Source organism: Curtobacterium sp. VKM Ac-2865 (genome assembly GCF_015350905.1).
Lineage (GTDB): Bacteria > Actinomycetota > Actinomycetes > Actinomycetales > Microbacteriaceae > Curtobacterium.
In genome coordinates, this window is the sequence record NZ_JADKRZ010000004.1 from 331044 (window position 1) to 357750 (window position 26707).

Below are 26707 nucleotides of genomic sequence, written 5' to 3' on the forward strand. Positions count from 1 at the left end.
CGACCTACTTGAGGTCGGCCTCGGAGTAGTAGCCGGAGTCGACGAGGACTTCCTTGTAGTTGTCCTTCGTGACGACCGTCGGCTGGAAGAGGAAGGTCGGGACGACCTTCACCTTGTTGTCGTAGCTCTTGGTGTCGTTGACCTCGGGCTTCTTGCCGGTGAGCAGGTCCTCGGCCATGGTGACCGACTGCTTGGCGAGCTTGCGCGTGTCCTTGTAGATGGTCGAGTACTGCTGACCGGCGATGATCGACTTGACCGAAGCGGCCTCGGCGTCCTGACCGGTGACGGTCGGGAGCGGACGGTCGCTGCCGCCGTAGCCCGCGCCCTGCAGGGCCGAGATGATGCCGATCGAGATGCCGTCGTAGGGCGAGAGCACGCCGTTCAGGGTCTCGCCGCCGGAGTAGGACTTGGCGATGAGGTTCTGCATGCGGGCCTTGGCGGTCGCCGGGTCCCACTGCTGCGTGGCGGCCTGCGAGAGCGAGTCCTGGCCGGACTGGATCTTCAGCGTGCCGTCCGCGATGTACGGCTTGAGGGTCTCCATGGCGCCGTTGAAGAAGAAGCCCGCGTTGTTGTCGTCGAGCGAGCCGGCGAACACCTCGATGTTGAAGGGGCCCTTCTTGCCGGTCTTCTTGCCGTCGGCGTCCAGGACGCCCAGGCCGGTGAGCAGGCTGGTGGCCTGGTCGACGCCGACCTTCTCGTTGTCGAACGACACGTAGTAGTCGACGTTCTTGTTGCCCGTGAGCAGGCGGTCGTAGGAGATCACCTTGATGCCGGCCTTGGCGGCGGCGTCGAGCTGGTCGGAGAGCGCGCCACCGTCGATCGACGCGATGATCAGGACCTTCGCGCCCTTGGTGATCATGTTGCTGACCTGCTGGGCCTGCTGCTGGACCTTGTTGTCCCCGTACTCCAGGTCGACCTTGTAGCCGGCCTTCTCGAGGTCGGACTTGACGGCGTTGCCGTCCTTGATCCACCGCTCGGAGACCTTGGTCGGCATGGCGACGCCCACCAGGGCGCCCTTGTTGTCGGTGCTGCCGCTGCCGCTGCCGGCGTCGGAACCACGGCCGCCGGCCGAGCAGCCGGCGAGTGCGATGGCGATGCCGAGGGCTGCGACGCCCGCGACGATCCTGCGCTTCATCATCGAAGTACCTCTGTTCCCGCCACGTCGACGTCGACGTGAGCTGTGTGACCTCGGCTGCTGTGCCGCTGTCGGAGTGTGATGCTCTGAGTGAGCGCTCACATCCTGGGCTTTGTGCGACGTGGTGTCAACTCGGTCAGCCGTTTCGTGCGGACCGTGCGGTTCTCCCACCGAGCGGTACGGTGTGCACGTGACCACCGCATCGACGACGAACGGCAAGGGGCGCAAGGCCCCCACCATCTTCGACGTCGCAGAGCGTGCCGGGGTCTCCCACCAGACCGTCTCCCGCGTGATCAACGGGGACCCGACGGTCCGCGACCACTTCCGCTCCCGGGTCACGACCGCCATCGGGGACCTCGGGTACCGCCCGCGTGCGGCTGCCCGCGCTCTCGCCGGCGGTCGGAGCAAGGCCCTCGGACTGGTGACAGCGGGCGACGCGCTCTACGGACCGTCGAGCACCGCGATCGGGTTCGAACGCGCGGCCCGCACGGCCGGCTACCACGTGCTGCTCTCCACGCTGCCGGACGACCCGCGACCGGCCGACCTGTCCGGCGCGCTCGTCAGCCTGCTCGCACAGGACGTCGCCGCGGTCGTCCTCGTCGCCGCCGACAACCGGGTGCTCGACGCCCTCGCGTCGCTGACCGTTCCGGTGACCGTGCCCGTCGTGGTCTCGAACGCGATGCAGGGGGACGCGATCCCGGCCGCGTCGCGCGCCGAACAGCTCCTGCCGAGCGTCGCGGCCGTGGCGATCGACCAGGTCGTCGGCACGACCCTGGCGATGCGGCACCTGTTCGACCGCGGGCACCGGCGCATCGTGCACATCTCGGGGCCGTCCGTCTCGCAGGAGTCCGAGGTGCGTCGGACCACCTACACGCGGCTCATGCACGAGGCCGGGCTCGAACCGGTCGTGCTCGACGGCGACTGGACCCCGGCGAGCGGCTTCGCGGCCGGGCGGATGATCGACGCGACGGCGGTGGACGCGGTCTTCTGCGGGAACGACCAGATGGCGCTCGGGGTGCTGCACGCCTTCGCGGACGACGGGCTCCGGGTGCCGGACGACATCGCCGTGCTCGGGTTCGACGACATCCCCGAGGCCGCGCACTTCACCCCGCCGCTCACCACCGTGCGGCAGGACTTCATGGCGATGGGGGAGCGGGTGCTCGCCTCGGTGCGGTCGCTCGTCGAGGGCCGGCCGCTCGACGACACGCTCATCCAGCCGCAGCTCGTGGTGCGCCGGAGCGCCTGACGCCGGGTTCGTTCCCAGTGCGGCTTCTGTGCCGTGGTGCGAGGTTGCGCACCTGGTGCGGGCTCGTGGCCGGGCACCGTGTGGGCAGCCTCGCACCGGGCCGCTCAGCGGGCGAGCGGCAACCAGACGCGCATGGGGACCGCGCCGCGGTTCGCCCAGGCGTAGTACGGGATCGCGACTGCGTCCACGGCCTGGGCCCACGGAGCCGGTTCCGGAGCGACGCGCCAGCGGCGGTCCGGCCGTGCCGACGGGGAGAGGCTCGGTGCGGCCCCGCCGTCACCGGTTCCGTCGTCGACGCTGGTCGCGTCGACGACTGCAGCCGAGCCTCCCGACCGGGTCGCCGTGTCGAGACGGCGGTACGGCCACGCTGCCTGCTCGTGCCGCGTCGGGGCGTGGGCCGGGACGCGCAGCGTGACGATGCCGTCGAGGAGGTCCTCGCGGGGGTCCTCGGTGATCACCGCGTCGGCGTCGACCGTCAGGTCGTCGACCGTGAAGCCGTCCTGGTCGGGCTGCTCGACGGCGTAGACGAGGGGACCGCGCTCGATCGCGACCTGTCCGCGGGCGGCGTCGATGCGGGCGTCCGCCACGAACCGGTGGGGCGTGGTGTCGAAGGTGAGCTCGACGGTGTCGCCGGCGTGCCACTCGCGGTCGATCGTGTGCAGGGAGCCGGCGGCCGGGTGGGCCTCGGTGCCGTCGACGGTGACCGTCGTCGTGTCCGACCACGCCGGGATCCGCAGGCCCAGCGCGAGCGGGCCGTCCTGGGTCACCGTGACCAGGACGTGGCCGTCGTGCGGGTACCCCGTCTCGACGGACACGGGGCCCAGGTCGGCGGTCGCGTACTGGTGCACCTGGAGCCCGCCGTCGGTCGCCGTGGCGAGGTAGCCGTCCAGGCTCGAGAACGTGCGCATGATGTTCGGCGGGCAGCACGCGCAGTCGAACCAGCCGCGGCGGCCGTGGGCGGGGGAGCGGTTCTCGTCGGCCAGGGCGGCGTCGCGGTGCTGCAGCGGGTTGACGTAGAAGTACTCCGTTCCCGCCAGGCTGACCCCGGGCAGGAACGCGTTGTAGAGCAGGCGCTCGATGGCGTCGGCGTACTCGGGCTTCCCCGTCGCCAGGAGCAGCCGCCATGCCCACTGCACGCCGCCGATCGCCGCGCAGGTCTCGGCGTAGCCGCGGTCGGTCGGGAGCTCGTACGGGTCGCCGAAGGCCTCCCAGTCCCAGCGGGCGCCGAGGCCACCCGTGATGAACGCCTTCGTCGCCATCATGTCGGCGAACTGGTGCTCGCTCGCGGCCAGGAGTTCGGTGTCGCCGGTCTCGATCGCGACGTCGACGGCACCCGCGGCCAGGTACACGGCGCGGACGGCGTGGCCCTCGACCGTGGTGGCGGTGCGCGCGGGGACACGGTCGGAGAAGTAGGTGGGCTCACCGCCGGCGCGCTCGATGATGCCCTGCCCGCGGGCGTCGACGAACCAGTGCGCCAGGTCGAGGTAGGCGCGGGTGCCGGTCTCCCGGTACAGCTCGACCAGGCCCATCTCGACGACCGGGTGGCCGTCGATGTCGTGCTTCCTGGGCGTGCCGTCCGGCGCGGTGCCGTCGCCGAAGGTCCGCACGAGGTGGTCCGCGTTCTTGACGGCGACCTCGAGCAGGCCGGTGTCACCCGTCGCCCGGGACTGCGCGACCGCTGCCTGCATGAGGTGGCCGGCGCAGTACATCTCGTGGCTCCACTTGAGGTCCGTGTACCGCTCCCCGTTGCCGCGCACCTGCTGCACGGAGTCGAGGTAGCCGTCCTCGGCCTGGGCCGCGGCGACGAGCGCGGTGACCTCACGCTGCAGGTCGCGGAGGTCGTCAGCGGGTTCACGGCCGAGCTCCCAGGCGACGGCCTCGAGCCACTTGTACACGTCCGAGTCCATGAAGATCGGGCCGACGACCTCGCCCTGCTCCGTCCCCGCGGCGATGCGGAGGTTCCGGAAGTTGCCGGCGGTGTCGAGCTGGCGGTACCCGTCGCGGACGGCGTCGCGGCCGTTGCGTTCCTGGCGGAGGTGCCAGAAGCCGCCGGTGATGCGAGGGGTGCCGGAAGCGGTGCCGGTGCCGTTGTCGTGCTCGGTTCCGGCTGGGGTCCCGTTCGCGAGTGGGCGGACCGTCAGGTGCGCGGCGGCGGTCGGGAGGACCGGGGTCGCGGTGCGCACGCGGCTGTCGGTGGCGAGCGTGGTGGTCATGACAGCTCCTGGTGACGACGGTGTCGGAAAACGGTTTCTGGGTCGAGACGCTACGACACGATCAGCTCCGGTGCAAGGGCTGTTGCAGTCGTCCGTCCTAGGATCGTGATCACGCTCGACGACCGGAAAGGGGATTGCCGTGACGATCGGACGAACCGGCCGCTCCGGTCGCCCCGGCGGTGCTCCGGTGCGGATCACCGACGTCGCCGCGCTCGCCGGGGTGTCGATCGGCACCGCGTCGAAGGCCCTCAACGACACCGGCCAGCTCCGCGAGGAGACCCGCGCCCGGGTCCGTGACGCCGCGGCCAAGCTCGGGTTCGTCGGGGACGCCCGGGGTCGGGCGCTGTCCTCCGGGCGGTCGTACACGGTCGGCATGATCACGACCGACTCGTTCGGCCGCTTCTCGATCCCCGTGCTGCTCGGTGCCGAGGACGTCCTCTCCGCCGGGCGGATGGCCGTCCTGCTCTGCGACACCCGCGACGACCACGTCCGCGAGGAGCACTACCTCCGCTCCCTAGCCGCCCGCGGGGTCGACGGCATCATCGTGACCGGCCGGTCCGCCGACCCGCGCCCACCGATCGACGTGTCCATGCCCGTCGTCTACGCGTTCACCCCGTCCACCGACCCCGACGACGTCTCGGTCACGCTCGACGACGAGCACGGCGCCGGGCTCGTCGCCTCCCACCTGCTGACGCTCGGGCGCCGACGCGTGGCGATCGTGACCGGCCCCGCGTGGCACCGCTCCGCGTCGCGCCGTGCGACCGGGGCGTCCGAGGCGCTCGGGTCGACACTCGTGTCGCCGCCGCTGTTCGGGGAGTGGTCGGAGCGCTGGGGGCGGCAGGCCGTCGACGTGCTCGCGCGTGGGACAGTCGAGGTTGACGCGGTCGTCTGCGGGTCGGACCAGATCGCACGGGGCGTGTGCGACCGGTTGCGCGAGCTCGGGAGGTCCGTGCCCGAGGACGTCGCCGTCACCGGCTTCGACGACTGGGACGTGATGGCGCTTGCGAGCCGTCCGCCGCTGACCACGGTCGACCTGCGGCTCGAGGAGCTCGGCCGGGTCGCGGGCCAGGCGCTGCTCGACCTGATCGAGGGCTCGTCCACCGCCTCCGCCGTCGTGACCCCGTCGCTCGTGATCCGCGGCAGCACGATCGGCGCCTGACACACCCCCGTCTGCGTCGACACGCCCCCGTCTCGCCGCGCGTCGCCCCCGTCTCGCTGCGCGTCGCTCCCGCCCCGCGGTGAGATCGCACTTCGTGTCGCCTTCGCCGTGGTCGAGTCGACACGAAGTGCGATCTCACCGGGGTCGGGACGGGCGTCATCGGTACCCGAGGCCCGGACACGCGGCCGCGTTGCGAGAGTGAGCGCTCACGTGCCAGGATGTGAGCGCTCACGCATCGCAGCGTGCACGGACGACGATGTCTCGGGAGGACAGCATGGGCGACGACCGCCGACAGCGCATCGAGGACGGTCGCGCGACCCTCGGGATCGAGCTCGGATCGACCCGCATCAAGGCCGTGCTCATCGACGAGGACCACGTCCCCCTCGCGAGCGGCGACCACGAGTGGGAGAACGCCTTCGTCGACGGCCGCTGGACCTACTCGCTCGAGGACGTCGAGACCGGACTCCGTGCCGCGTACGCCGCCCTCGTCGCCGACGTCGAGTCGCAGTACGGCGTGCGACCGACCACCTTCCGTGCGCTCGGCGTCTCCGCGATGATGCACGGCTACCTGGCGTTCGACGCCGCGGGGGAGCTGCTCGTGCCGTTCCGCACGTGGCGCAACACCTCGACCGGCCCCGCTGCCGAGGCCCTGAGCGAGCGCCTCGGGTTCAACATCCCGCTGCGCTGGTCCGTCGCGCACCTGTACCAGGCCGTCCTCGACGAGGAGCCCCACGTCGCCGAGGTCGCCCGGGTCACCACCCTCGCCGGGTACGTCCACCACCGCCTGACCGGGCACGACGTCCTCGGGGTCGGTGACGCGAGCGGGATGTTCCCGATCGACCCGGCGACCCGCGACTACGACGCCGCCATGCTCGAGACGGCGGACGAGATGCTCGGCGCAGGCGCAGGCGCAGGCGCAGGCGCAGACACAGGCACGAGCACGGGCATCCGCGCCCTGTTCCCCGAGGTGCTCGTCGCCGGCCAGGACGCTGGCGCGCTCACGCCCGAGGGCGCCGCGTGGCTCGACCCGACCGGCGCCCTCGAACCCGGCGTCCCGCTCTGCCCGCCCGAGGGCGACGCCGGCACCGGCATGGTCGCGACGAACGCCGTCGCCCCCCGCACCGGCAACGTCAGCGTCGGCACGAGCATCTTCGCGATGGTCGTGCTCGAGCGGGCGATGGCGCAGGCGCACGAGGAGCTCGACGTCGTCACCACGCCCGCCGGCGACGCCGTGGCGATGGTGCACTGCAACAACGGGGCGAGCGAGATCGCCGCGTGGGCCCGCGTGTTCGGCCGCTTCGCCGAGGCCGCCGGCACCCCGCTCGACATCGACCACGTGTACGCCACGCTCCTCGCCGAGGCCGAGCAGGCCGACCCGGACGCCGGCGGGCTGCTCTCCTACAACTACCTGGCGGGCGAGCCCGTCACCCACGTCGAGGCCGGCCGGCCGCTCCTGGTCCGCGGCGCCGGCAGTGCCTTCACGCTCGGCAACCTGGTCCGCGCCGAGGTGCAGGGCGCCTTCGCCACGCTCGCGATCGGCATGGACGTGCTGGCCGAGGAGGACGTCCGCGTCGACCGGATGACCGCGCACGGCGGGCTCTTCCGGACGCCGGGCACCCCGCAGCGCCTGCTCGCCGCCGCGCTCCGCGTGCCCGTCGCCCTCGAGGAGACCGCCGGCGAGGGCGGCGCCTGGGGCATCGCGGTGCTCGCCGCGTACCTCGAGCACGCCGGCGACACCGACCTCACGACCCACCTGGCCGAGCGCGTGTTCGGCGGGGACGCCGTGCACGTGGCCGACCCCGACGAGCACGACGTCGCCGGGTTCCGCACCTACCTCGAGCGTTTCCGCGCCGGCCTGCCCCTGCAGGCAGCGGCGGTCGCCGCCACCACCCGCGACGAAGTCGCCACCACCCACGACGCCGCCACCATGCGCGACGCAACGACCGACGAACCGGAGACGACGGCCGGAGCCGACCCGAGCCTCCCGGCAGTGAAGGAGCCGACCCGATGACGGAAGCAAGCGCCCACGACAGCGCCACCCAGGAGGCCGTGGCCGCCACGCGTGCGCGCGTCGCCTCCCTGCACGGCGAGCTGGTCCGCTACGGCCTGGTGATCTGGACCGGCGGCAACGTCTCCGAGCGTGTGCCCGGCACCGACCTCTTCGTGATCAAGCCGAGCGGGGTCTCCAGCGACGACCTGACCCCCGAGAACCAGGTCGTCTGCACCCTCGACGGCGTCCCCGCGGAGGGCTGGGGCAACGCCCACGGCCCGTCGAGCGACACCGCTGCGCACGCCTACGTCTACCGGAACATGCCCGAGGTCGGCGGCGTCGTGCACACGCACTCCACCTACGCGACCGCGTGGGCTGCCCGCGCCGAGGCGATCCCGTGCGTGATCACCGCGATGGCGGACGAGTTCGGCGGACCGATCCCGGTCGGTCCCTTCGCGATCATCGGCGACGACTCGATCGGCCACGGCATCGTCGAGACGCTCTCGGGACACCGCTCCCGCGCGGTCCTCATGCAGAACCACGGCGTGTTCACGATCGGCAAGGACGCGAAGGACGCCGTCAAGGCCGCCGTGATGGCCGAGGACGTGGCGCGCACGGTGCACATCGCAAAGCAGGGCGGCGAGGTCGTCCCGATCGCTGAAGCAGACATCGATCGACTCTTCGATCGCTACCAGAACGTCTACGGACAGAACCCCGAAGGAGCCATGCGATGACGCTGGACACCCCCACCACGACGGACGCCGTCGACCCCCAGGCCACGCTCGACGGGTACGAGGTCTGGTTCCTCACCGGTTCGCAGGGCCTGTACGGCGAGGAGACCCTCCGCCAGGTCGAGGCCCAGAGCCGCGCCGTGCACGAGACGCTCGCCGGCGCGCTGCCGGTGAAGCTCGTGTGGAAGCCCGTGCTCAAGGACGCCGACGGCATCCGCCGCGCCCTCATCGAGGCCAGCGCCGACGACAAGGTCATCGGCGTCACCGCGTGGATGCACACCTTCAGCCCCGCGAAGATGTGGATCGGCGGCCTGAACGCCCTGACCAAGCCGCTGCTGCACCTGCACACGCAGGCGAACGTGGCGCTGCCGTGGTCGGAGATCGACTTCGACTTCATGAACCTGAACCAGGCCGCCCACGGCGACCGTGAGTTCGGCTACGCCCTGGCCCGCATGGGTGTCCGGCACGCGACGGCCATCGGCCACGTGTCCGACGAGCGCGTCCAGCAGCGCGTGTCGAACTGGGTGCGGGCCGCAGCCGGTGCGGCCGCGATCCGCTCGCTCAAGCTGACGCGGTTCGGCGACAACATGCGCTACGTCGCCGTCACCGAGGGCGACAAGACCGAGGCGGAGATCGAGCTCGGCGTGCAGGTGAACACCTGGGCCGTCAACGAGCTGGCCGCAGCGGTCGACGCGGCGGAAGCCGACACGGCGGCGGTGGACGCGCTCGTCGCGTCCTACGAGTCGGCGTACGACGTCGACCCGTCGCTGCGCGGCGACGGTGACCGCCACGGCGCCCTCCGCGACGGCGCCGCCATCGAGCTCGGGCTCCGCGCACTCCTGCAGCAGAACGGGTCCGCCGCGTTCACCACGAACTTCGAGGACCTCGGCACGCTCAAGCAGCTCCCCGGCCTCGCCGTGCAGCGCCTGATGGCCGACGGCTACGGCTTCGGCGCCGAGGGTGACTGGAAGACCGCCGTGCTGGTCCGCGCGATGAACGTCGCCGGCGCCGGGCTCGCCGGTGGTGCGTCGCTCATGGAGGACTACACCTACGACCTCACCCCGGGTGCGGAGAAGATCCTCGGCGCCCACATGCTCGAGGTGTCCCCGACGCTGACCTCGACGCGTCCGACACTCGAGATCCACCCGCTCGGCATCGGCGGCAAGGACGACCCGGTGCGCCTGGTGTTCACGGCCGACTCCGGTGAGGCCGTCGTCGTCGCGCTCTCCGACACCCGCGACGGCTTCCGCCTCACCGCGAACGTCGTCGACGTGGTCCCGCCGACCGAGGCGCTGCCGAAGCTGCCCGTCGGCCGTGCCGTCTGGGAGCCCCGTCCGTCGTTCCCCGTCGCCGCCGAGGCCTGGCTCACCGCCGGCGCCGCGCACCACACCGTCATGACGACGGCCGTGGAGCTGCAGGTGGTCGAGGACCTCGCGACGATGCTCGGCACCGAGTTCCTGGTCATCGACGAGCACACCACCTCGCGCGGCTTCCGCGACGAGGTGCGTGGGCAGCAGACCTGGCACCGTCTCGACCGCGGCTTCTGAGCGGCCGTACGATGACCGACGTGATCGCGAAGCAGCGGACCAACTGGGCGGGCAACGTCACCTACCGGGCGTCGGCGCTGCTGCGCCCGACCTCGGTGGGCGAGGTCCAGCGCCTGGTCACGTCGACACCGCGCCTGACGGCGCTCGGGTCGACGCACTCGTTCAACGAGGTCGCCGACACCGACGCCGTCCAGGTGACGCTGACCGAGATGCCACCGTCGCTGGACATCGACACCGAGCGACGGACGGTGCGGGTCGCCGCCGGCATGACGCACGCGCAGGTCGCGGCCGGCCTGGAGGCTCGTGGCTGGGCCCTCGGGAACCTCGCGTCCCTGCCGCACATCTCCACGGCCGGGGCCGTCGCCACGGGCACACATGGCTCCGGTGTGCGGAACCCCTCGCTGGCGCAGGCGGTGGTCGGGTTGGACGTGGTCCGGGCGTCGGGGGAGCTCGAGCACGTGTCCGCTGGTTCCGGGTCCGGGTCCCTTGATGCCCATCGTGTGGCGCTCGGGGCGCTCGGCGTCGTCACGGCGCTGGAGCTCGCGATCGAGCCGACGTTCGAGGTCGCCACGACCGTGCACCTCGACCTGCCGTGGGACGCCGTCGAGGAGCACTTCGACGCGGTGATGGCCGACGCCTACTCGGTGTCGATGTTCACGGCGTTCGACGACCGCGGCGCCCGCCAGGTGTGGACGAAGCACCGCGTGGACGAGCCCGCACCGAGCGTCGACCTCGTCGCACTCGGTGCCCGCCGTGCCACCGAGGCCGTGCACCCGGGCGAGAACGACGCAGCCAGCGTGACCGAACAGGGCGGCGTGCCCGGACCCTGGTCCGAGCGCCTGCCGCACTTCCGCTCGACGTTCTCGCCGTCCACGGGCGCGGAGATCCAGGCCGAGTACCTGATCCCCGCGGAGTTCGCGGTGCCGGCGCTCCGGGCACTGCGTCCGCTCGCCGACTTCTTCGCCCCGCTGCTCATCGCGGCCGAGGTCCGGACCGTCGCGGCCGACACCGCCTGGCTCGCGCCCTCCACCGGTCGGCAGTCGGTCGGGCTGCACTTCACCTTCCGACGGGACCCGTCCGCTGTCGCAGCGGCCGTGCTCCGGATCGAGGACGTGCTCGCGCCGTTCGACCCGCGGCCGCACTGGGGGAAGGTCTCCGCGGCCTCACCTGCCCGCCTGCACGAGGCCTACCCGCAGCTGGCGGCCTTCGCGGAGCTGGCGCGGTCGCTCGATCCGGCGGGGCGCTTCCGGAACGGGTTCCTCGAGCGCACCCTGGGCTGATGTGAGGCCTCGCCGCACACGGCACCAGCACTGGGGGCTCCTGGTGCCGACGGTTCGTCCCTACGCTCGACCCGACGCAAGGAGGGGAGCGCCGTGACGCTGCCGATCGCCGGGTGGTACCCGGACCCGCAGGACCCGAGCCAGACGCGATGGTGGGACGGGGCTCGCTGGGGGCAACTCGCCCCCCGGACCGAGCCGCAGTTCGCCGCACCACACGGCGGTGGTGGTGCCCGTCTCCAGGACGATCCCCGACCGCCGGCCCCGTCCGAGTACCGCACGGTGCACCAGGGTGAGCCGGTCCTGCGCGGCCGGAAGGCGCGTGCCGCGAAGGACCGAGCGACCCGTGCTGCCAACCCTTTCGGCTACGCCGGTCTTGTGCTCGCGCTCGTCGCGTTCATCTTCAACCTCTTCGCGATCCCCGGCATCCTCGGGATCGTGTTCGGCGCGGTCGGACTCGCTCGCGCTGGTCAACTCACGGGATCCCGGGTGACCGGGTTCGGCGTCTCACTCGCGGCAGTCATCCTCGGGGTGGCCACGAGCGGCTACTTCGCCCTCCGAGCCGCTCAGCTCCTGGGCTGACCAGGAGTGCTCCGCGCCGCTGGCTGCGGCGCGGAGCACCCGGTCACTGACCTCTGCGGTACAGGTCGTGCAGGAAGCGGGCGAGGGTCACGAGCAAGCTCGCGATCCCCAACCACGGGACCTGACGCCTGGGCCGGCGCTCGTCGTCGTGTGACATCGAGGACCTCCTGGTGTCGCCGCCGGTGGACACGAGGAGCAGTCGGCCAGGGGTGTGGAGCCGAGCGGGCTCGGCTACACTTCTACCCGAGCGGTGACTCGGGGAAGTGTCGTTTCCCCTGGCTTTCCACTCGGAGAGCGAATCGAAGCCCGGAACTGTTTGCGCAGTTCCGGGCTTCACTCGTTCGCCCTGGGGCAGCGGTCCGGCGATCGCGCTGCTCCAGACGTCAGCCTACCGATACTGGAGTATCACCAAGGCGTCAGTGTTCCTCCCAGGGGATCCGGATGGGTTCTGGGGGCGCTGCACTGCTCTGGTGCTGAGCGCTCACATGTGAGGACGCAAAGGTCAGTGCATGGCGAACCTCTCTCGGATCATCGGCATGGCCTCGAAGGTCATCGACAAGCAGTTGCAGCAGCGTGGGCAGGGGGAGCGCTCCGGTGGGCAGCAGCCGAGCGGGCAGCAGTCCGGCGGCACGGACTGGCGCAGCGTCGTGCGGAGCGCAGCGGACAAGCTCACCGGGGACGACCGCACTGGCCAGCAGCGCCCGCCGCAGCAGCACGGCCAGCACCACGGCCAGCCGACGCAGCAGCAGCAGCAGTACGGCCAGCAGCCCCAGCAGCACGGCCGGCCGCGCGGTACCGGCCCCGCCGACCACGACAAGGTCGCCCTCGCGAAGTACGACTACCTCCTGCGCACCTCGTCGCCGGAGCAGCTCGAGCAGGTCCACCACGATGCCTTCGCTCGACTCACGCCCGAGCAGCGTCAGCAGATCCTGCAGCGCATGAACGCCGAGCTGCCGCCGCACGAGCGCGTCGCGGACGACTCGGCGGGCCCGATGGCCCGTGCGATGACGCGCGGCGAGGTCGGACGCCCCGGACTCATCCGTCGGGTCCTCGGCGGCGGGAACGCCACCGGCGCGGGCAACCGCGGCCGCATGGGTGCCATGGCCGGTGGCGCAGCGGTGGGCGCCGGAGCGATGGCACTCGGCGGGATCGCGGTCGCCGTCGCCGGCGGCGCGGTGGTCAGCGCCGCCGCAGCCCCGGTCCTGGCTGGGGCCGCCGACCTGGGCGTGGACTTCGAGGGCATCGCGTCCGGCATCGGGGACGTCGGGCTCGCCGACCTCGGCGGTGGCGTCGAGGGCTTCGCGGCCGAGGGGGAGCAGCTCCTCGGCGGTGTGGGCGAGCACGTGTCCGGATTCAGCGAGCAGGCATCCGGGCTCGGCGAGCAGGCGTCGAACCTCGGCAACGACTTCCTCGGCGGGCTCTTCGACCGCTGACGTCCCGCGGGTGTCAGTCGCCCGGGGCAGCGCAGAAGCCGCTCCACGCCACGTGGACGCCCTTGCGGTGCAGGGAGTCGAGCCCCACGGCGAGACGCTTCCGTTCGGCGTCGACGACATGGGCGCAGCGCGGGTCCTGGGCCTCGGTCTGGACGGCCCCGATCGCGGTGACGAGCTCGGTGTCGATCGCGTCGAGCTGCGGTCGGATGGTCGACAGGTCCGGTGCCGTGGTCGGGGCGGACCGGGGGTCGTGCGTCCAGCGGTCGACGAGTCCCCGCTGGACGACCTTGCTCGCCGTGATCTGCGCGCGGACGACCCGGCTGACGAGTTCCGGGTCGACACCCTGCTGCCGAGCCAGGCCGACCGCCTGGTCCACGACGGCCTGCTCACGGGCGGGGTCCGCGATGGGCTTGCCGCTCGACCACTTCGACGCGGCCACCGGGTCGGCGAGCACGAGGCGCCGCAGCACCAGGGAACCGACCGTGTCCAGTGTCGCGGAGGACATCCGGACGCTGGTGGTGTCGTTCGTGGCGGTCATCGTGGAGCCTGTCGGTCCGGTGGCGGGTGAGGCGCTGATGGGCACGGCGACCGCGGGGCTCGCAGGGAGCAGTGGGCCGGTCACGAGCAGGCCGGCCGCGACGGCGAACGCGGCCGTCAGGCGGTGTCGGTGGCGGCGGGACGGTGTGCTGTTCATGCGTTGGGGTCTCCTTCGGTCAGGCGTCGGAAGAGCCGGACGCGCCGGCGGCGGCGCAGATGGCGGACGTGCTGGACGAGCCGGTCGACGAGCGGGCGGAGGATCTCCTCCGTGAAGGGGTACATCTCGACGTGGTCACCGGGGTGGCTGCACGAGCAGTCGACCTGGACGGCCTCCGGGAAGTCGGCGAAGACGTAGAGGACCTGGTGCGGGACGGGCGCGAGGCGGGCGGCGTCGCCGGACGGTGTCGACAGCATCGCGTCAGCGCCCCAGCCTGGCGGCGGTCACGCCGGGGTCGCGTCCGGACACCACGTTCGCGTCGATCTCGGTCGCTGCGTCGCCGGTCCCCACGGTCCGGGCCTGCACCTGGTTGAAGGACCAGTTCGACGGCAGCGGCACCAGCTGGTTGCCGGCCCACCCGGTCGAGAGCCCGCCGACGAACGACCAGTGCGCCAGGCCGGCGGAGCTCACCGTGGTGCAGACCTGCCGCGAGCCGTAGACACCTGCCTTGTACTGGTCTCCACGGTCCCGCAGCCCCCGGGCGACGCCCCGGAAGTACGGGAGCACCGCCGACGACGTCTGGGCGGGAGTCGCGTCGAAGTCCACGGCGAAGTACAGCGTGGTCTGCTTCGGGAGCCCGAGCCGCCTGGCCGCGTCGTGTGCTCGATGGGCATCGGTGACACCTTGCTCGACGGTGAACCAGGACTCCTCGGTGCCGCCCTCCTCGAAGACCGGCCACAGGTCGAGCCCGGCCGAGGCCAGCACCCGCAGCTCCTCGACCGTCATGGCCTTGTCGCGCACACCGGCCGACTGGTCGTTCGTGAGGTACCGGCCGACGATGCACACACCCGCGGACGTCAGGGCCGCGGCGTGCGTGGCGTCCAGCCGGGACGCCAGGTCCGCGCCGGTCGTCGCACGTCCTGCGTCCCCGCTGCTCGCGGCGAGGGCTGCCCACGTGCCGAAGTCGCACGTGCCGGTCTGCTCCGTGGCGGGGAACGCCTGGAACTGCTGGAACGCCCGGACCACCCGGGCGTCGGCTGCCGTGTAGACGTCGTCGAACGGGATGCGTTCACGGTTCAGGACCAGGAGTGCCTTGACCAGCTGGACCCACGGCCCGCTCGCCCCGACGCCGACCACGCTCGCCGTCGCGGCACGCAGGCTCGCTGCGGTCCCGGGCCCCCAGGCGCCGTCCACCGCCCCGGCTGACGCGGCGATCTGGATCGCCCGGACCACCGCCTGCGAGGTGCTGGCGTCGACCAGTCCGCTCGTGCTGCCGTAGGCACCACCCGTCGCTTCCGCGTACGTCCGGTTGAGGTACTGCTGCACCGTGCGGACCGTCGGGGAGCCGCCAGGACCGAGTCGGACCGCGTCGGTGGTCAGCAGCGAGCCGAACAGGTGGGGTGACATCGTGGGGCCGGCCGGCGCCGCACCGAGCGCACCGCGCAGTGCCTGGACCGCGGCGACGGTGGCTGCGTCCCAGGACCCGGTCATCGTGACGGTCGAGAAGCCCGCGCAGATGAGCCCTGCCTGCGCGAGACGACACCAGGTGCCGGCGTCCGGACCGGTCTCGCCGCCGACGTCGCCGTGCTGCTCGAGCCCCTGCCGGGTCGCCGGGCCGACAGCCGGGACCACGGGTGTGATCCCGAGGAGGGACTGGGCGCCCTGGGCGAGTCCGGTCACCGTGGCGGCGCCGGTCTGTCCGTCCTCGGTGACGTGGACCCAGCCGGGGACGTGGCCGAAGGTCGTGTTGAGCCACCGCTGCACGCCGAGCACGCCAGTGCCGGAGGACGCGGGGCCGGAGCTCGCCGCGGGCGGCGCCGCGACGGCGGGGGTGGCCAGGGCGGCCGAGGCGAGCGGCACGGCGGCAGCGATGCCGACGAGCGCGGTGCGGCGGGAGATCTGCACGGGGAGCCTTCCAGGTCGACGGAGCCGCAGCAGCTCGGTCGGGGCACGAGGTGGCTGCGGCGGAGGTGAGAGCAACCTGACCGGCGAACATCCGAACCCGCCGGGTTTCACCAGACGATCGTCTGATGAACCGCTCAGAACGGGTCCGCCGGCACGCACTGTCCGGCGCTCGTAGGATCGACGGGCACGACCACCCCGAGTCGTCGCTCGAGGAGCCCTATGAACCAGCGCCAGGCCGCCAAGGCACGGACGCGCCAGCAGATCGTCGAGGCCGCCGCTGCCGAGTTCGCGGAGCACGGCTACGACGGCACCTCGTTCGCAAGCGTCGCGGCAGCGATGAACCGTCCGAAGTCAGCGGTCGGCTACCACCTGTTCCCGTCGAAGCTCGACCTCGCGGTGACGGTCGTCGGCCAGCAGCAGGCGCGCTGGGCGGAGATGGCGAGCGCGGTGCAGGAGCCGACCGGACTCGCGCACCTCGTGACGATGCTGTTGTCGTCGTGCCTCGACGCCCTCCGCTGCCCGGTCGCCGCCAGCGCGATCCGGCTCAGCCAGGAGCTCGGGGAATCCGGGCAGGAGCTCCCCACGACGTTCTCGTGGAGCACCTACGCACAGGGGCACTTCGCGGTGGCCAGGGGGCTTTCGGTCGACGACCCCGAGGTCGCCCGGGCGACGGACCTCGTCCTGGCGTCCACGTTCGGCGTGCTGCGGACACGGACGGGTGCTCGCTCCCTCGAGGTCACCGAGCGGCAGCTCCGGGACCTCTGGGCCGCCCTGTTCACCGGCCTCGGGATCGCCGACGCGTCCGCCGTCGTCCACCGGGTGGCGCCGGTCTCCGTCGCCGACCCGGTCGATCCCGCGCTCACCGGCTGATCCCGGACACCGCTCGGGGACGCGCGAGGGGAAGCGCGAAGGGAAGCGCGAAGGGAAGCGCGAAGGGAAGCGCGAGGGGAACGACCGGTCCACCCGGCACATCGCTTTGTTGCGTCGTGCGTCATCGGCTGTCTCCGTGCGCATGGGGGCGGTGCCAGGATGGACGCCGCCCAGCCTGGACCGGCCGCGGCCCCGCAGCACCGACCCCTCGAGGAGCACCACGTCATGAGACGCTCGAACCGCCTGACCACCACCGCGGCCGTCGCCGCAGCCGCAGCCCTGGTCCTCACCGGCTGCTCGGGCGGCGGCGCCTCGGACGACGCGTCCTCGGGCACGAGCAAGGGCGGGACGCTCAACATCCTGACCACGGCGACGTCGGTGCACCTCGACCCGGCGACCAGTCAGAACCTCAACATCACGACGCTCGGCCTGGTGCTCCGCCGGTTGACGGCCTGGGACGTCCAGCCGGGCAAGGCCGCGAAGGTGGTCCCGGACCTGGCGACGAACACCGGCGACTCCAGTGACGGCGGCAAGACCTGGACGTACCACCTCAAGAAGGGGCTGGAGTTCCAGGACGGCTCGGCCATCACCACGAAGGACATCAAGTGGGGCATCGAGCGCTCGTTCGCGCCGACCCTGCCCGGTGGTCTGAGCTACCACAAGTCGCTGCTGGTCGGTGGCGACGCCTACCGGGGGCCGTTCGACGGCAAGACGCTCGACAGCATCGAGACGCCGGACGACTCCACGATCGTCTTCAAGCTCACCGCGGCCTACGGTGACTGGCCGTGGATCGTGTCGATGCCCGCGTTCGCCCCGGTCCCCGAGGGCGACGGCACGGACACCGGTGCGTACGACGCCAAGCCCGTCGCCAGCGGCCCGTACCAGGTGGAGTCCAACCAGCAGGGGTCGCAGATCACCCTGGTGCGGAACAAGCAGTGGAGCGCGAAGACCGACACCGTGCGCACCGCCGGTCCGTCGAAGGTCGTCCTCAAGGAGTCGCAGGACCCCTCCACGGTCACGCAGACCCTCATCGCCGACAACGGCGACGCCAAGGACTCGTTCGGGGCCACCTACCTCGGCGCAGCCGAGCTGAACCAGGTCCGCGCGAACCCGTCCGCGCAGGACCGCCTCGCGACGTCGAAGGCCGGCCCGCTGCAGTACCTGGCGATCAACACGCAGAAGGGTTCGCTGAAGGAGCTCCAGGTGCGTCAGGCCCTGCAGTACGCGGTGGACCGCAAGTCGTACCGGATCGCATCGGGTGGAGCCCTCGCCGGCAGCTACGCGTCGACGCTCATCACACCGGGGATCGCCGGGCGCCAGAGCTACGACCTGTACGAGCCGGGAGCGAGCGGTGACGTGGCGAAGGCGAAGCAGCTGCTGCAGAAGGCCGGAGCCACCGACCTGAAGCTCACGCTCGCGACGCAGAACGACCCCGCGAACCTCGCCGAGGCGCAGGCGATCCAGGCCGGGCTCAAGCGCGCCGGCATCGCGGTCACGCTCAAGCCGCTCGACATCGACTCGTTCTACACGGCGACGACGGACGGCACCGACTTCGACCTGGCACTGTTCAGCTGGCAGCCCGACTTCCCGAGCGCGAACGCCAACATCCAGCCGCTCTTCGCGTCGTCGGAGATCGGTGGCGGCCGCTACAACGTCTCGAAGTACAGCAACCCCGAGGTCGACGCGCTGATCGCGAAGGCGACCGGCACGATCGACCAGCAGGCCGCACGCAAGCTCTGGGCCGAGGCGGACCGGAAGATCATGGCCGACGCTCCCGTCGTGCCGCTGACCTACGCCGAGCAGTCGTTCCTCGCCGGGTCGAACGTGCAGGACTTCCGCGTCGCGGACTTCCCCGCGTACCCGAACTACCTCAAGGTCGCGCTCGCCCAGTGAACGACCCGATCCTGCAGGTCGAGGGGCTCCGCGTCGCGTTCGGCGACGCGGAGCCCGTCGTGCGTGACGTCTCCTTCGCGCTGACGCCCGGCCGCGTGCTCGCCCTGGTCGGGGAGTCCGGCTCGGGCAAGTCCGTCAGCGCCATGAGCGTGCTCGGGCTCCTGCCGCCCCAGGCCCGCGTCTCGGGCAACGTCCGCTTCCGCGGCGAGGAGCTCGTCGACGCGTCCGTCGAGTCGCTGCGCGCCGTCCGCGGCGCCGGCATCGGCGTGGTCTTCCAGGAGCCGATGAACTCGTTCACCCCCGTGCTGTCGATCGGCACGCAGATCGCCGAGGCGGTCCGTGCCCACCCCAGCGGTCTCGACCGCGCCGGGGTGTCCGCACGCATCGACGAGCTGCTGCGCTCCGCGGGCCTCGACGACCCGGCACGCATCCGACGGGCGTACCCGCACGAGCTCTCCGGCGGGCAGCTGCAGCGCGCGATGATCGCGATGGCGCTCGCCGGGGACCCCGTCGCGCTCATCGCGGACGAACCGACGACCGCCCTCGACGTCACCGTCCAGGCGGGCATCCTCGACCTGTTGCGACAGCTCTGCCGTGAGCGCGACCTCGCCGTCCTGCTCATCACCCACGACATGGGCGTGGTCGCGGACGTCGCCGACGAGGTGCTCGTCATGCGCCGCGGCGGGCCGGTGGAACACGGCACAGTCGCCGACGTCTTCGCGGCCCCGCAGGCCGCCTACACGCGAGCCCTGCTCGCCGCCGTCCCCAGCCTGGAGGCTCGGGGTACGTCCGCCCCGCCCGCCCGGCCCACCACGGGCCCGGCCGAGTCTCGCCCCACCGGACAGGATGCGGGCCGCGCAGGCCGCGAAGTGTCCGTCGGGCCGAGTCTCGGCGACGGCGGGAGTCGCGAGGCGGAGGCGAGCCGAGCCTCCCGGCCGGTGGTGGCGCGCCTGCGCGAGGTGAGCGTGCGGTACGACCGGCGCGGCCTCCCGACCGTCTCGGGCATCGACCTGGAGCTGCGGGCCGGGGACACCCTCGGGCTCGTGGGGGAGTCGGGGTCCGGCAAGTCGACCATCGGGCGTGCGCTCGCCGGCCTCGTGCCGGTGGTCGCCGGCAGCGTCGAGGTGGACGGCAGTGACCTCCGGACCGCACGCGGATGGCGCCTGCGGGAGATCCGGAGCCGTGTCGGCATCGTGTTCCAGGACCCGGCGTCGTCGTTGAACCCGCGGCAGACCATCGGGTGGAGCATCGCCGAGCCGCTGCTGGTCCACGGATCCACACCTGCCGAGCGGAGCACGCGCGTGCGCGACCTGCTCGAGGCCGTGCAGGTCGACCCGACGTGGGCGGAACGGTTCCCGCACGAGCTGTCCGGCGGGCAGCGTCAGCGTGTCGCAGTCGCTCGTGCCCTCGCCCTGCGCCCGGCGCTCGTCGTCGCCGACGAACCGACCTCCGCGCTCGACGTGACGGTGCAGGCGGCCGTGCTCGACCTGCTCTCGGCACTGCAGGACGACTTCGGGTTCGGCATGCTGCTCATCAGCCACGACCTCGCGGTGGTGCGCCAGCTCGCGGACGAGGTCGTCGTGCTCCACGACGGTCTGGTCGTCGAACGGGGCCGCACCGAGACCGTGCTCGACGACCCGCAGGAGGACTACACGCGCATGCTGCTCGCCGCCGCCCCCGTGGCCGACCCGGCACGTCAGGCCGCCCGCCGTGCCGCGTGGCGTCGTCTCGTGGAGGTCGGATCGTGACCGCGAACGTCGTGGAGCGGCCCGTCGCCGCGTCCGGTCGCTCGACCGGGTTCCGCGCGGTCGTCCGCCGTGTCCGGCAGGACCGCTGGGCCGTCACGAGCGCGGTCGTCATCGCGGTCTTCCTGCTCGTCGCCGTGCTCGCACCCGTGATCGCGGGCATCAGCGGGCAGGACCCGTACAGCTACCACATCGGGGCGCTCAACTCCTTCGGGGCACCGCGTGGTGCGCTCGGCGGGGTCAGCGGCACGCACTGGTTCGGCGTCGAACCGCTGACCGGGCGCGACCTGTTCGCGATCGTCACGTACGGCGCGCGGACCTCGCTCGGCATCGGTCTGGCGGCGACCGCGATGTCGATCGTCATCGGCGTGCTCGTGGGCGTCACGACCGGGTTCTTCGGGGGCTGGTACGACCGTGTGCTGAGCCGGGTCGTCGACGTGATGTTCGGGTTCCCGTCGCTCGTGTTCATGATCGCGCTCACTGCCATCGTGCCGACGTCGTTCCCGAAGCCGCTGCTCGTCGTGCTGGTGATCGGGTTCTTCGGGTGGCCGGCCGTCGCGCGGGTCATCCGCGGACAGACGCTGTCGCTGCGGTCGCGGAACTACGTCGTCGCCTCGACCGCGCTCGGTGCCGGGCGGTGGCACGTCATCCGGACGCAGCTGCTGCCGAACCTCGCCGCGACGATCACCGTCTACGCGACGATCTCGATCCCGTCGATGATCGGTGCCGAGGCGGCGCTGTCGTTCCTCGCGGTCGGGGTCACTCCGCCGACACCGTCGTGGGGTCGCAGCATCGGCGACGCGATCGGCTGGGTGCAGACCGACCCGATGTACCTGCTGTTCCCCGGCATCGCGCTGTTCCTCGTGACCCTGGCGTTCAACGTGCTCGGTGACGCCCTGCGCGACGCCCTCGACCCGCGCGGAGGCACCCGATGACCGCGTTCCGCTTCGTCCTGTTCCGCGTGCTCGGCGCCGTGGTGGTGCTGCTCGTCGTCGCCGCGGTGACGTACGCGCTGTTCATGCTGCTGCCCACGAACCCCGCGCGCGCCATCTGCGACAAGCCCTGCACGCCGGACCGACTCCGCGAGGTGCAGGCGTTCCTCGGCACGGACAAGCCCTGGATCGCGCAGTTCGGCGCGTACCTCGGCGGGATCTTCACGGGTCGGACCTTCGGCACCGGTGCCTCGGTCATCCACTGCGCGGCACCGTGCTTCGGGTACTCGTTCCAGCTGCACGACAGCGTCACCTCGCTCATCCTGACGCGGCTGCCGGTCACGGCCTCGATCGCCGTCGGTGCGGCCCTGCTGTGGCTCGTCGCCGGTGTCGCCGGGGGAGCGGCCTCGGCGCTGCGCCGTGGGTCCCTGCTCGACCGCACCGTGATGGGCATCGCGGTCGCCGGGGTGTCCGCGCCGTCGTACCTGGTCGGGCTGCTCGCGATCCTGCTGTTCGGGTTCGTGCTCGGGGTGCTCCCGACCAGCGGCTACGTGCCCTTCACCGAGGACCCGGTCGGCTGGTTCACCCACCTGGTGCTGCCGTGGTGCGTGCTCGCGTTCATCAGCGCCGCGATCTACGCCCGCTTGACCCGGGGCGAGATGCTCGAGTCGATGTCGCAGGACTTCGTCCGGACGGCTCGCGCGAAGGGGCTCCGCGAGCGCCAGGTCGTCGTGCGGCACGGGCTACGGACGGCGATCCTGCCCGTGGTGACGCTGTTCGGGCTCGACCTCGGGTCGTTGCTCGGCGGGGCGGTCATCACCGAGAAGGTGTTCTCGATGCAGGGCCTCGGGGCGTTGCTCATCGACGCGGTGCACACCCTCGACCTGCAGGTGGTCGTCGGCTTCACGCTGTTCGCGGCGTTCCTGGTGGTCGCCGCGAACGTGGTCGTCGACGTGGTCTACAGCGTGGTCGACCCCCGGGTTCGGCGGCGGGGGTAGGCGGGCCGTCGCGTCGGCGCGCGCCCCGCTCGGGTCTGGTCGGGCACGTTCCGTGCGAGGTCGTACTCCCCGTGCGGCGCTGTCGGCACGCACGGGGTGTACGACCTCGCACCGGCCGGGAGAACGCGCACGGTGCGAGCCCGCGCCCGCGCACGCGCCCCCGCGCCGCCCCTGCCTCAGAAGTACGTGATGCCGTGTGGCGTCCGCGGGGGCAGCAGCATCGCGCGCAGCCGGAGCGCCGCGTCGTCCGACGCCCGGAGCAGGCCGGCGGCGGCGAGCGTCACCGGGGACACCGACCCGATCAGCAGCGCACCGAGGTCGGCCACGTCGAGCGCGACGTCGACCGCCGCCCCGTCGACCGTGTCGAGGACGTCCGAGGACAGCCGCGTCACCGTGCCCGAGCCGGACACCACGTCGAGCCGGTACGTGCCGGTGGCGAACCCCATCGTGTCGGACACCGCGAGCGACACCGAGCCGTCGACCGCGTACGGCCGCGAGGACAGCGTCGCCGCGACGTCGAGCACGCGCAGCCAGACGTGGTCTTCCTCGTGGTCGACGTCGTACGCCCGGTTGTCGCCGAGCACGGCCACGATCGGGTCGTCCAGCCGCGAGCGCTTGTACTGCACCACGTCGTTGAGGTCGATCGAGAGCAGGAACTCCCACATCGAGAGGTACGCGGAGTCGTCCGTGTACACGATGTCCACGATCTCGACCGTGGTCTCGCCGCCGCTGTCCTTGACCTTCCAGGTGACGTAGCCGTCGATCTCGTCGGTGCCCTCGGCCCGGTGCACGGCGGCGCGGACGTCCTTCGCCTTCTCGCCGTCGCCGGTCAGCTCACCGAAGACGACCGGCCACGTGCCGGAGTTCCGGACCATCGAGCCGGGCGTGCGCTCGTGGAAGCGGTCGAAGACCCCGCGACCGACGCCGTCCGCCAGCCAGGTGAGCGGCACGACGGTCACGGTGCCCGAGGTCGGCGCCAGGAACGGCAGCGCCCGGTTCCGTCGCACGCTGACGGCCCGCTCGCGGATCGCGCAGCCGAAGCCGAAGCGCCGGTAGATCGTGCCCTCGGAGGCGGTGAGCGAGGCGAGCGCGTAGCCCTGCTCGACACCGCGGGTCAGGGCGTGCGTCATCATCGCGCGGAGGATCCCGCGGCGACGCTCGGTCGGTCGGACCGTGACCCCGGTGATGGCCTGCGTGTCGACGGCGGCACCGTCGCCCCAGCTCAGGCCCTTGCGGAGCCAGGTGAAGGTGCCGGCGGGCCAGGTCTCGTCGACGGAGCCGGGGAAGGGCTCGCGGAGGTACACGCCGAGGAAGGTCTCCCCGTCCTCGACGAAGTTCGCCGCCATGCGCGCGGCGGACTCGGGCGACAGGGTGCCCTCGTGGAAGCCCATGCCCACGGCCTCCATCCACGGAGCGGTGCGGGCGTCGGGCGCCCCGTCGGCGTCGGTGCCGGGGGTGAACTCGCGCAGGTCGAAGCGGTCGCTGAAGTCGTCGTTGATCGGTGCCACGCTCCGACCCTATCGGGGCCGTGTCGGGTGACGACCCGCGCTGGCAGGGTCAGAGCGCCGCCACGACGAGCCACGCGACGAGCGAGAACCCCGCAGCGCGGAGCACCGACGCCGCGACGAGCCGCCGGCGCCACGTCGCCACGAACTCGGCGACCGCCGCGACGAGTGCCACCAGCGTGACCACGACCACGATCCCCGGCAGCGGGTGACCGACGATCCCGGCGCCCACCTGGTGGAACGCCACGATGCCCCACGGCACGATGCCGACCGCCGACCCGAGTCCGAGCGCCACGCGGGACCCGCCGGTCGCCTGCTCGTCGCGCTGCTGGACCACCGCGAACAGCACCCCGGCCGACGCGAGCGCGTAGACGCCGACCAGTGCACCGACGTCCCGGATGCCGTTGAGCTGCGCGATGACGAACAGGGTGATCGGCGTGGTCAGCAGCGGGTCGAGTGTGCCGGACCACCGCGCCGACAGCGCCCACGCCACGGCCGACACCGCGAGCACGACGACCATCGCGACGCCGAGGTCCACGTGCGAGAAGGTGCTCCTCGGCTGGCCCGCGAGCGTCACGGTGACGGCCCGCACGGTGCGCTCGCCCAGCAGGACCACCAGCAGCGCGCCGACTGCCTGGAGCCCCATCAGGATGCTGATCGTCCTGCTCCGTGCGCCCATGTCTCCAGAGCCTGCCACGTGGAGCAGACGAGAGCGCACGGGACCCTTGACCAGCACGGAGGACACGAGGACGATCACCGCATGAGCCTCTTCATCACCTGTCCCGTCGAGAGCGTCGAGCGCGCGACGGCGTTCTACCGGGCGCTCGGCTGGACGCCCAACGCCGAGATGTCAGGTGACCAGGCCTCGTGCTTCGCCATCGCCCCGGAGCAGTACGTCATGCTCACCAGCCGCGAGATGTACGCCAGCGTCGGCGGCTCCGAGGACCTCGTGGGCGGACCGGACACCCCGTCGAAGGTCACGGTCTCGTTCGACCTCGACAGCCGTCAGGCGGTCGACGACCTGGTCGAGCGTGCGGCAGCGGCCGGTGGGCGGGTCGGCGACACCGACGAGTACCCGTTCATGTACCAGCGGCAGTTCGACGACCCGGACGGCTACCACTGGTCGCCGTTCTGGATGACCACGGAGGCGCCAGCGGCGCCCTGACCGCTCTGGTCGCGCGGACCACCGGACGGGAGGCTCGGTGCCAGCGCACCGCGAGCCTCCCGTCCGGTGGGTGGTCGCGACCGTGCGCCGTCACGGCATGCGCCGGGCGGCCTCCTGGGCGACGACCTGCTCGCGGTCCGGCATCTGCCGGAGCTGCTGGAGCGGCCGCGTCATCCGGGTGTTGGCGCGGAGCGCCGGTTCCGCGCGGTCGAGGAAGGCCCAGTACCCGGCCGTGAACGGGCAGGCGTCCTCGCCGAGCCGTTTCGTCGGGTCGAAGCGGCACCCGCCGCAGTGGTCGGTCATCTTGTCGATGTAGCGCCCGCCCGCCGCGTACGGCTTCGTGGCGACGACTCCGCCGTCCGCGTGCTGCGACATCCCGACGATGTTGGCCGGCATCACCCAGTCGGTGCCGTCGACGAAGACGTCGGTGAACCACTCGGTCAGCTCCACCGGGTCCCAGCCGCGCTGGAGCGAGTAGTTGCCGAGGACCATCAACCGCTGGATGTGGTGCAGCCAGCCGTGGTCCCTGGCGTCGTCGAGCGCGGTGGACAGGCAGACGGCGTCGACCTCGGACGCGTCGAGCTCCCGCCACCACCGGGGGAGCGAGGCCCCACGAGGCTGCGCGTCCGTCGGTGTTCCGTCCCGCCGCGTCCCGAGTGCCGACGCATCGGCGCCGTACTCGTCCCCGAGCCACCAGTAGAGGTGCCAGACGTAGTCGCGCCAGCCCGCGATCTGGCGGACGAACCCCTCGACGCTGCCGATGGGAGCGCCGCCGGTCTCGTACGCGCGGACCGCTGCCGTGACGGCGTCCCTCGGGTCGAGCACGCCGAGGTTCAGCGGCACGCTCAGCAGCGAGTGCGCCATCGTCCGGTCGTTGGTCAGGACCGCGTCCTCGAACGGTCCGAAGTCGCCGAGCCGCACCTCGAGGAAGTCGTCGAGCGCCGCCGTGGCCTCGTCCGCCGTGACGGCGAAGCGGCGGCGGTCGTCCCGGCCGACGAACTGCGCCAGACCGTCGCGCTCCCACCGGTCGAGGTCCTCGCGCACCTCGTCGTCGACCTCGTCCTCGGTCGGGGTCCACGGTCCGGGCAGCCCGAGGGTGGTCGCACCGCGCGGCGGGGGCTGCCGGTTGTCGGCGTCGTGGCTGAAGACCCCACCGACCGGGGCGGTGCCGTCCATCAGCCAGCCCTCGCGGCGGCGCACCTGTTCGTAGAAGGACTCCATGAGGAAGCGTCCGCCCCGGCCGCGGGCCCAGGCGGCGAAGTCGTCCTCGGAGGTGACGAACCCGCGGCTCGGCAGCACCGTCACGTCGTGGTCCCGCACCTGCCGGCGGAGGGGGCGCGACGGGGGGTCCACGACCTCGAGGTCGTCCCGTCCGGCGAGCACATCCTCCAGTCGGAGGACCTGCACGTGTTCTGCCCGGTCGCCGAGCTCGCGCACCCGGTGTCGGAGGGCGCTCAACCACAGGTGTGCCTTGGCCCGGTGCACGGGCCGGGCGGTGAAGAACTCGCGGGCCTCGACGACGAGCGCGGGGCCACCATCGTCGAACAGCGGGCCGTACTGGCCGGGGAGCACGAGACGGCGGCGTGGCGAGTCGGTCACCTCGCGGACGCTACGCGGTCCGCCCGCGTGCCCGCGTGCCCGCGTGCCGCGCGTGCCGCTGAGATCGCACTTCGTGTCGCCTCGTGCG

General features: G+C 72.1%; 22 protein-coding genes. 14 read left to right on the top strand and 8 right to left on the bottom strand.

Translation table 11 applies throughout. The features are described from left to right. Positions 1–4: 4 nt before the first annotated feature. Positions 5–1138, bottom strand: a complete 1134-nt coding sequence (gene chvE, locus ITJ54_RS12315) for a multiple monosaccharide ABC transporter substrate-binding protein (RefSeq protein WP_194628649.1) — start codon at positions 1136–1138, stop codon at positions 5–7. A gap of 187 nt (positions 1139–1325) precedes the next feature. Between chvE and ITJ54_RS12320 the strand changes: the two genes are divergently transcribed. Beyond that, the gene (locus ITJ54_RS12320; RefSeq protein ID WP_194628651.1) at positions 1326–2381 is read left to right on the top strand and encodes a substrate-binding domain-containing protein; all 1056 of its coding nucleotides are present in this window, start codon (positions 1326–1328) and stop codon (positions 2379–2381) included. A 104-nt stretch (positions 2382–2485) separates the two neighbouring features. Here ITJ54_RS12320 and ITJ54_RS12325 read toward each other — a convergent pair whose 3' ends face one another. Then, entirely contained in the window at positions 2486–4594 is a 2109-nt protein-coding gene (locus ITJ54_RS12325; RefSeq protein ID WP_194628653.1) for a glycoside hydrolase family 127 protein, read from the bottom strand. 139 nt (positions 4595–4733) lie between these two features. On the opposite strand from ITJ54_RS12325, the gene ITJ54_RS12330 reads away from it, so the two are divergent. The 7 genes from ITJ54_RS12330 (at position 4734) to ITJ54_RS12360 (ending at position 13313) form a co-directional block, all read left to right on the top strand. Continuing rightward, positions 4734–5753 (top strand): LacI family DNA-binding transcriptional regulator, encoded by a 1020-nt coding sequence (locus tag ITJ54_RS12330; RefSeq protein ID WP_323741705.1) that lies wholly within the window; start codon positions 4734–4736, stop codon positions 5751–5753. A 274-nt stretch (positions 5754–6027) separates the two neighbouring features. Continuing rightward, positions 6028–7764, top strand: a complete 1737-nt coding sequence (locus ITJ54_RS12335) for a xylulokinase (protein WP_194628655.1) — start codon at positions 6028–6030, stop codon at positions 7762–7764. Continuing rightward, positions 7761–8477 carry an L-ribulose-5-phosphate 4-epimerase gene (locus tag ITJ54_RS12340; RefSeq protein WP_194628657.1) on the top strand — a complete coding sequence of 239 codons (717 nt, stop codon included), beginning with the start codon at positions 7761–7763 and terminating at the stop codon, positions 8475–8477. The genes ITJ54_RS12335 and ITJ54_RS12340 overlap by 4 nt, the downstream gene beginning before the upstream one ends. Next, positions 8474–10021, top strand: a complete 1548-nt coding sequence (gene araA / locus ITJ54_RS12345; RefSeq protein WP_194628658.1) for an L-arabinose isomerase — start codon at positions 8474–8476, stop codon at positions 10019–10021. The genes ITJ54_RS12340 and araA overlap by 4 nt, the downstream gene beginning before the upstream one ends. Before the next feature lie 11 nt (positions 10022–10032). Then, entirely contained in the window at positions 10033–11301 is a 1269-nt protein-coding gene (locus ITJ54_RS12350; protein WP_194628660.1) for an FAD-binding protein, read from the top strand. A 93-nt stretch (positions 11302–11394) separates the two neighbouring features. Further along, positions 11395–11880 (top strand): DUF2510 domain-containing protein, encoded by a 486-nt coding sequence (locus ITJ54_RS12355; RefSeq protein WP_194628662.1) that lies wholly within the window; start codon positions 11395–11397, stop codon positions 11878–11880. Positions 11881–12389: 509 nt separating this feature from the next. After that, positions 12390–13313: a cation-transporting ATPase gene (locus ITJ54_RS12360; RefSeq protein ID WP_228509315.1), complete on the top strand. Its 924-nt coding sequence runs from the start codon at positions 12390–12392 to the stop codon at positions 13311–13313. Between the two features lie 13 nt (positions 13314–13326). Here ITJ54_RS12360 and aroQ read toward each other — a convergent pair whose 3' ends face one another. Genes aroQ through ITJ54_RS12375 form a run of 3 tightly spaced genes read right to left on the bottom strand, consistent with a single transcriptional unit; the run spans position 13327 to position 15912 of the window. Next, positions 13327–14007, bottom strand: coding sequence for a gamma subclass chorismate mutase AroQ (aroQ, locus tag ITJ54_RS12365; RefSeq protein ID WP_194628664.1), 681 nt, complete (start codon positions 14005–14007; stop codon positions 13327–13329). Further along, on the bottom strand, positions 14004–14264 hold the full coding sequence (locus ITJ54_RS12370) for a hypothetical protein (RefSeq protein WP_194628666.1): 261 nt from the start codon (positions 14262–14264) through the stop codon (positions 14004–14006). The genes aroQ and ITJ54_RS12370 overlap by 4 nt, the downstream gene beginning before the upstream one ends. A 4-nt stretch (positions 14265–14268) precedes the next feature. Further along, positions 14269–15912: a glycoside hydrolase domain-containing protein gene (locus ITJ54_RS12375; protein WP_194628668.1), complete on the bottom strand. Its 1644-nt coding sequence runs from the start codon at positions 15910–15912 to the stop codon at positions 14269–14271. Positions 15913–16131: 219 nt separating this feature from the next. Here ITJ54_RS12375 and ITJ54_RS12380 point away from each other — a divergent pair, with 219 nt between their 5' ends. The 5 genes from ITJ54_RS12380 to ITJ54_RS12400 all read left to right on the top strand — a co-directional run bounded on the left by ITJ54_RS12380 (position 16132) and on the right by ITJ54_RS12400 (position 22350). Next, positions 16132–16782, top strand: coding sequence for a TetR family transcriptional regulator (locus ITJ54_RS12380; RefSeq protein ID WP_194628670.1), 651 nt, complete (start codon positions 16132–16134; stop codon positions 16780–16782). A gap of 225 nt (positions 16783–17007) precedes the next feature. Continuing rightward, positions 17008–18675: an ABC transporter substrate-binding protein gene (locus ITJ54_RS12385; protein ID WP_194628672.1), complete on the top strand. Its 1668-nt coding sequence runs from the start codon at positions 17008–17010 to the stop codon at positions 18673–18675. Further along, positions 18672–20423 carry a dipeptide ABC transporter ATP-binding protein gene (locus ITJ54_RS12390; protein ID WP_194628674.1) on the top strand — a complete coding sequence of 584 codons (1752 nt, stop codon included), beginning with the start codon at positions 18672–18674 and terminating at the stop codon, positions 20421–20423. The genes ITJ54_RS12385 and ITJ54_RS12390 overlap by 4 nt, the downstream gene beginning before the upstream one ends. After that, positions 20420–21355, top strand: coding sequence for an ABC transporter permease (locus tag ITJ54_RS18335; protein WP_194628676.1), 936 nt, complete (start codon positions 20420–20422; stop codon positions 21353–21355). Before ITJ54_RS12390 ends, ITJ54_RS18335 begins: the two co-directional genes overlap by 4 nt. After that, positions 21352–22350, top strand: a complete 999-nt coding sequence (locus ITJ54_RS12400; protein WP_194628678.1) for an ABC transporter permease — start codon at positions 21352–21354, stop codon at positions 22348–22350. Before ITJ54_RS18335 ends, ITJ54_RS12400 begins: the two co-directional genes overlap by 4 nt. Before the next feature lie 176 nt (positions 22351–22526). Here the strand turns inward: ITJ54_RS12400 and ITJ54_RS12405 are convergent, their stop codons facing one another. Continuing rightward, the gene (locus tag ITJ54_RS12405; RefSeq protein WP_194628680.1) at positions 22527–23858 is read right to left on the bottom strand and encodes a GNAT family N-acetyltransferase; all 1332 of its coding nucleotides are present in this window, start codon (positions 23856–23858) and stop codon (positions 22527–22529) included. A gap of 49 nt (positions 23859–23907) precedes the next feature. After that, entirely contained in the window at positions 23908–24534 is a 627-nt protein-coding gene (locus ITJ54_RS12410; RefSeq protein ID WP_194628682.1) for a hypothetical protein, read from the bottom strand. An 81-nt stretch (positions 24535–24615) separates the two neighbouring features. Here ITJ54_RS12410 and ITJ54_RS12415 point away from each other — a divergent pair, with 81 nt between their 5' ends. Then, on the top strand, positions 24616–25020 hold the full coding sequence (locus tag ITJ54_RS12415) for a VOC family protein (RefSeq protein WP_194628684.1): 405 nt from the start codon (positions 24616–24618) through the stop codon (positions 25018–25020). A 90-nt stretch (positions 25021–25110) separates the two neighbouring features. On the opposite strand, the gene ITJ54_RS12420 is transcribed toward ITJ54_RS12415, so the two are convergent. Continuing rightward, positions 25111–26619 (bottom strand): cryptochrome/photolyase family protein, encoded by a 1509-nt coding sequence (locus ITJ54_RS12420; protein ID WP_323741706.1) that lies wholly within the window; start codon positions 26617–26619, stop codon positions 25111–25113. Between the last annotated feature and the right edge of the window lie 88 nt (positions 26620–26707).

Bases quoted from the DNA above. Each gene is read 5' to 3' on its own strand.
- chvE (WP_194628649.1), bottom strand. From the start codon at position 1,138: ATGATGAAGCGCAGGATCGTCGCGGGCGTCGCAGCCCTCGGCATCGCC.
- ITJ54_RS12325 (WP_194628653.1), bottom strand. From the start codon at position 4,594: ATGACCACCACGCTCGCCACCGACAGCCGCGTGCGCACCGCGACCCCG.
- ITJ54_RS12335 (WP_194628655.1), top strand. From the start codon at position 6,028: ATGGGCGACGACCGCCGACAGCGCATCGAGGACGGTCGCGCGACCCTC.
- ITJ54_RS12340 (WP_194628657.1), top strand. From the start codon at position 7,761: ATGACGGAAGCAAGCGCCCACGACAGCGCCACCCAGGAGGCCGTGGCC.
- araA (WP_194628658.1), top strand. From the start codon at position 8,474: ATGACGCTGGACACCCCCACCACGACGGACGCCGTCGACCCCCAGGCC.
- ITJ54_RS12350 (WP_194628660.1), top strand. From the start codon at position 10,033: ATGACCGACGTGATCGCGAAGCAGCGGACCAACTGGGCGGGCAACGTC.
- ITJ54_RS12360 (WP_228509315.1), top strand. From the start codon at position 12,390: ATGGCGAACCTCTCTCGGATCATCGGCATGGCCTCGAAGGTCATCGAC.
- aroQ (WP_194628664.1), bottom strand. From the start codon at position 14,007: ATGAACAGCACACCGTCCCGCCGCCACCGACACCGCCTGACGGCCGCG.
- ITJ54_RS12370 (WP_194628666.1), bottom strand. From the start codon at position 14,264: ATGCTGTCGACACCGTCCGGCGACGCCGCCCGCCTCGCGCCCGTCCCG.
- ITJ54_RS12380 (WP_194628670.1), top strand. From the start codon at position 16,132: ATGAACCAGCGCCAGGCCGCCAAGGCACGGACGCGCCAGCAGATCGTC.
- ITJ54_RS12385 (WP_194628672.1), top strand. From the start codon at position 17,008: ATGAGACGCTCGAACCGCCTGACCACCACCGCGGCCGTCGCCGCAGCC.
- ITJ54_RS12400 (WP_194628678.1), top strand. From the start codon at position 21,352: ATGACCGCGTTCCGCTTCGTCCTGTTCCGCGTGCTCGGCGCCGTGGTG.
- ITJ54_RS12410 (WP_194628682.1), bottom strand. From the start codon at position 24,534: ATGGGCGCACGGAGCAGGACGATCAGCATCCTGATGGGGCTCCAGGCA.
- ITJ54_RS12415 (WP_194628684.1), top strand. From the start codon at position 24,616: ATGAGCCTCTTCATCACCTGTCCCGTCGAGAGCGTCGAGCGCGCGACG.